We start from the raw sequence: 5,825 nt of genomic DNA, 5'->3' as shown, positions 1-5,825 counted from the left end.
TTGTTTCTAAGTTAAGTCCGGCGGTGTCTTACTCTCCCACAGGGTCCCCCCTGCAGTACCATCAGCGCTGAGAGTCTTAGCTTCCGGGTTCGGAATGTGACCGGGCGTTTCCCTCTCGCTATAGCCGCCGAAACACCTGGTGATGAACCACACCGAAGTGTGATCGTCAAGTCGTTTCGAACAATTATCGCTTCGCCACTCAAACACTCTGAGTGAACTATTCAATTATGTTACGTATCCCAATACTCTACAGTACTGGTGCTCTCAAAAGAGCGGTTGTTCTCGACCGTACATCGAGAACCACATAGTGGACGCTAAAGCAGCTTCTTCAAACTGAGTGTTATCAAATTATCGGCTTATTAGTACCGGTCAGCTCCATGGGTCTTTAGTCCCCACTTCCACATCCGGCCTATCAACGCAGTAGTCTAGCTGCGAGCCTCTCCCCCGAAGGGATGGAAATCTCATCTCGAAGCCGGCTTCCCGCTTAGATGCTTTCAGCGGTTATCCGTTCCGAACGTAGCTAATCAGCGGTGCTCCTGGCGGAACAACTGACACACCAGAGGTTCGTCCATCCCGGTCCTCTCGTACTAGGGATAGATCTTCTCAAATTTCCTGCGCGCGCAGCGGATAGGGACCGAACTGTCTCACGACGTTCTAAACCCAGCTCGCGTACCGCTTTAATGGGCGAACAGCCCAACCCTTGGGACCTACTCCAGCCCCAGGATGCGACGAGCCGACATCGAGGTGCCAAACCATGCCGTCGATATGGACTCTTGGGCAAGATCAGCCTGTTATCCCCGAGGTACCTTTTATCCGTTGAGCGACAGCGCTTCCACAAGCCACTGCCGGATCACTAGTCCCGACTTTCGTCCCTGCTCGACTTGTCAGTCTTACAGTCAAGCTCCCTTGTGCACTTACACTCGACACCTGATTACCAACCAGGTTGAGGGAACCTTTGGGCGCCTCCGTTACTTTTTAGGAGGCAACCGCCCCAGTTAAACTACCCACCAGGCACTGTCCCTGAACCGGATCACGGTTCGAAGTTAGGTATCCAATATGACCAGAGTGGTATTTCAACAATGACTCCACCTGAACTAGCGTCCAAGCTTCACAGTCTCCCACCTATCCTACACAAGCCACACCGAACACCAATACCAAGCTGTAGTAAAGGTCACGGGGTCTTTCCGTCCTGCTGCGCGTAACGAGCATCTTTACTCGTAATGCAATTTCGCCGAGTTCGCGGTTGAGACAGCTGGGAAGTCGTTACGCCATTCGTGCAGGTCGGAACTTACCCGACAAGGAATTTCGCTACCTTAGGATGGTTATAGTTACCACCGCCGTTTACTGGGGCTTAAATTCTCAGCTTCGCCTTGCGGCTAACCGTTCCTCTTAACCTTCCAGCACCGGGCAGGCGTCAGTCCGTATACATCGTCTTGCGACTTAGCACGGACCTGTGTTTTTAGTAAACAGTCGCTTCCCACTGGTCTCTGCGGCCTTCGAACGCTCCCGGAGCAAGTCCGTTCACGCCTCAGGCCCCCCTTCTCCCGAAGTTACGGGGGCATTTTGCCGAGTTCCTTAACCACGATTCTCTCGATCTCCTTAGTATTCTCTACCTGATCACCTGAGTCGGTTTGGGGTACGGGTGACTAAAACCTCGCGTCGATGCTTTTCTTGGCAGCATAGGATCACTGATTTCACCCTTACGGGCTACCCATCGGGTCTCAACCTTATATGAGAGACGGATTTGCCTATCTCTCGGCCTACATCCTTAGACCGGGTCAACCATCGCCCGGCTCAGCTACCTTCCTGCGTCACACCTGTTAATACGCTAACCGCACCAGCATAGGGTCGCACGCTAGGCCCCACGCTTCACCCCGAAGGGATCCATCTAGGGGATTCAGATGCTTAGCATTACTGGATTAGTTTGGGCGGTTTTTCGTCAGTACGGGAATATCAACCCGTTGTCCATCGACTACGCCTGTCGGCCTCGCCTTAGGTCCCGACTTACCCAGGGCGGATTAGCCTGGCCCTGGAACCCTTGATCTTTCGGAGGACGGGTTTCTCACCCGTCTTTCGCTACTCATGCCTGCATTCTCACTCGTGTAGCCTCCACGGCTGGTTTACACCGCCGCTTCGCTGGCCACACGACGCTCTCCTACCCATCAACACGGCTGAACCAACCACACAAGGTGGCGGCTTACCAAAAATATCAATGCCACAACTTCGGTGGCGTGCTTGAGCCCCGTTACATTGTCGGCGCGGAATCACTTGACCAGTGAGCTATTACGCACTCTTTCAAGGGTGGCTGCTTCTAAGCCAACCTCCTGGTTGTCTGTGCAACTCCACATCCTTTCCCACTTAGCACGCGCTTTGGGACCTTAGTTGGTGGTCTGGGTTGTTTCCCTCTCGACGATGAAGCTTATCCCCCACCGTCTCACTGCTGCGCTCTCACTTACCGGCATTCGGAGTTTGGCTGACGTCAGTAAGCTTTTGGGCCCCATCGGCCATCCAGTAGCTCTACCTCCGGCAAGAAACACGCAACGCTGCACCTAAATGCATTTCGGAGAGAACCAGCTATCACGAAGTTTGATTGGCCTTTCACCCCTATCCACAGCTCATCCCCTCCATTTTCAACTGAAGTGGGTTCGGTCCTCCACGACGTCTTACCGTCGCTTCAACCTGGCCATGGATAGATCACTTCGCTTCGGGTCTAGGACATGCGACTGAATCGCCCTATTCAGACTCGCTTTCGCTACGCATTCCCCTCTCGGGTTAAGCTCGCCACATATCACTAACTCGCAGGCTCATTCTTCAAAAGGCACGCTGTCACCAGAACAAAGCTGGCTCCAACGGTTTGTAAGCAAACGGTTTCAGGTACTATTTCACTCCCCTCCCGGGGTACTTTTCACCTTTCCCTCACGGTACTTGTTCACTATCGGTCATGTAGGAGTATTTAGGCTTATCAGGTGGTCCTGACGGATTCACACGGGATTTCTCGGGCCCCGTGCTACTTGGGATACTTCTCGGGCGATTGCTGCATTTCGACTACGGGGTTCGCACCCTCTATGACCAGGCTTTCAATCCTGTTCGTCTATACAACGTTCTAACCCTTACCATTCGGTAGAATAGGCAGAAAAGTCCCGCAACCCCGACCATGCAACGCCTACCGGCTATCACACATGATCGGTTTAGCCTCATCCGGGTTCGCTCGCCACTACTAACGGAATCACTGTTGTTTTCTCTTCCTGTGGGTACTGAGATGTTTCACTTCCCCACGTTCCCTCTACCCGCCCTATATATTCAGGCGGGAGTCACCAGGTCACCTTACGGGCCTGGCGGGGTTTCCCCATTCGGACATCCTCGGATCACAGTTCGTTTATCAACTCCCCGAGGCTTATCGCAGATTACTACGTCCTTCTTCGGCTCTACATGCCAAGGCATTCACCGTTTGCTCTTAAAAATTTGAAATCACATGAGTTTGAATCGATTAAGTATGCCGAATAAATTCGACATCGAAATTGACCAATGATCTAATTAATTAGATCTTTGTAATTGACCGCACCATCTAAAAGATGCTGCGGCAAATTTAAGATGCTCGCGTCCACTGTGTAGTTCTCAAAGTACGGGCGGTACCCCTCCACGCCGGCAAGTGATGCCAACGCACAGAAGTCCAGAAGAAACAGATCAACACCAGGACTTTCATCCCAGGTTGTTCCGGTCCCTCAGGACCCAACAGCGTGCATATACAAGTCTCTCCGACACCTACTTTTCCAACCTCGTTCTGACGAACCAGGCGTACCGAGTAGATCTCAGCCGTTCTTGCATCAATGTCAATGTTCCACCCATGAGCGCCATCCAAGATCGTGCAGTTCAGGAAGAACTGGCGTCTTGGTATGACTGGCACCGGAATTCTCGCTGTATACAGACGAGCGGTGCACGTGCTCCTTAGAAAGGAGGTGATCCAGCCGCACCTTCCGGTACGGCTACCTTGTTACGACTTAGTCCTAATCACCAATCCCACCTTCGACAGCTCCGTCCCTTACGGGTTCGGCCACTGGCTTCGGGTGTTACCGACTTTCATGACTTGACGGGCGGTGTGTACAAGGCCCGGGAACGTATTCACCGCAGCGTTGCTGATCTGCGATTACTAGCGACTCCGACTTCATGAGGTCGAGTTGCAGACCTCAATCCGAACTGAGACCGGCTTTTTGGGATTCGCTCCACCTTGCGGTATCGCAGCCCTTTGTACCGGCCATTGTAGCATGCGTGAAGCCCAAGACATAAGGGGCATGATGATTTGACGTCATCCCCACCTTCCTCCGAGTTGACCCCGGCAGTATCCCATGAGTTCCCACCATTACGTGCTGGCAACATAGGACGAGGGTTGCGCTCGTTGCGGGACTTAACCCAACATCTCACGACACGAGCTGACGACAACCATGCACCACCTGTATACCGACCTTGCGGGGCGACCATTTCTGGCCGTTTCCGGTATATGTCAAGCCTTGGTAAGGTTCTTCGCGTTGCATCGAATTAATCCGCATGCTCCGCCGCTTGTGCGGGCCCCCGTCAATTCCTTTGAGTTTTAGCCTTGCGGCCGTACTCCCCAGGCGGGGAACTTAATGCGTTAGCTGCGACACGGAGACCGTGGAATGGTCCCCACATCTAGTTCCCAACGTTTACGGCATGGACTACCAGGGTATCTAATCCTGTTCGCTCCCCATGCTTTCGCTCCTCAGCGTCAGTTACGGCCCAGAGATCTGCCTTCGCCATTGGTGTTCCTCCTGATATCTGCGCATTCCACCGCTACACCAGGAATTCCAATCTCCCCTACCGCACTCTAGTCTGCCCGTACCCACTGCAGGCCCGAGGTTGAGCCTCGGGTTTTCACAGCAGACGCGACAAACCGCCTACGAGCTCTTTACGCCCAATAATTCCGGACAACGCTTGCACCCTACGTATTACCGCGGCTGCTGGCACGTAGTTAGCCGGTGCTTTTTCTGCAGGTACCGTCACTCCCAGGAAAACCCAGTCGCTTCTTCCCTACTAAAAGAGGTTTACAACCCGAAGGCCTTCGTCCCTCACGCGGCGTTGCTGCATCAGGCTTGCGCCCATTGTGCAATATTCCCCACTGCTGCCTCCCGTAGGAGTCTGGGCCGTGTCTCAGTCCCAGTGTGGCCGGTCACCCTCTCAGGCCGGCTACCCGTCGTCGCCTTGGTGAGCCATTACCTCACCAACTAGCTGATAGGCCGCGAGCTCATCCTTGACCAAAATTCTTTCCACCCCAGAAGATGCCTTCCAAGGTAATATCCGGTATTAGCTACAGTTTCCCGCAGTTATCCCAGAGTCAAGGGCAGATTGCTCACGTGTTACTCACCCGTTCGCCACTGATCCAAGGAGCAAGCTCCTCTTCACCGTTCGACTTGCATGTGTTAAGCACGCCGCCAGCGTTCGTCCTGAGCCAGGATCAAACTCTCCGTAAATGTTTGAATAGCTACCCGCTCCATATAAATACAAAACGAACGCCCATCTAGTGCACCCACCAACCGGAATAGGCTGAGAAGATGCAAGTTTGAAACTGACAAGAACAAATCATTACTGACTTGCTTTGTTTAGTTGCCTAACCGAAGTCAGGACTTTTTCAATATTATTTCCAAAGGAATCTCCTAGCTGCACCCCGCTAGAAACGGGCCACAACCACGAGGTTTTTGGCATTTGACATTGTGCACGCTGTTGAGTTCTCAAGGATCGGACGCACCCGACTTCAGGCCCTGTTCTGGGCTGTCGCTCCGGGGCAACTTGTCTAACTTAGACCCTCCAGCCAG

3 rRNA genes are annotated in these 5,825 nt (G+C 53.2%); all 3 read right to left on the bottom strand.

The annotated features are described in order from the left end of the window. Positions 1–15 precede the first annotated feature (15 nt). A 5S ribosomal RNA gene (gene rrf / locus E3T31_RS13605) occupies positions 16–132 on the bottom strand. Positions 133–339: 207 nt separating this feature from the next. Then, positions 340–3,468, bottom strand: a 23S ribosomal RNA gene (locus E3T31_RS13600). 481 nt (positions 3,469–3,949) lie between these two features. Beyond that, positions 3,950–5,483, bottom strand: a 16S ribosomal RNA gene (locus tag E3T31_RS13595). The 16S, 23S and 5S rRNA genes sit together here, the layout of an rRNA operon. Positions 5,484–5,825 lie beyond the last annotated feature (342 nt).

Origin of the sequence: Cryobacterium sp. TMS1-13-1 (genome assembly GCF_004403125.1) — a bacterium.
Classification (GTDB): domain Bacteria; phylum Actinomycetota; class Actinomycetes; order Actinomycetales; family Microbacteriaceae; genus Cryobacterium; species Cryobacterium levicorallinum.
This window is presented reverse-complemented; position numbering and strand designations above follow the sequence as displayed.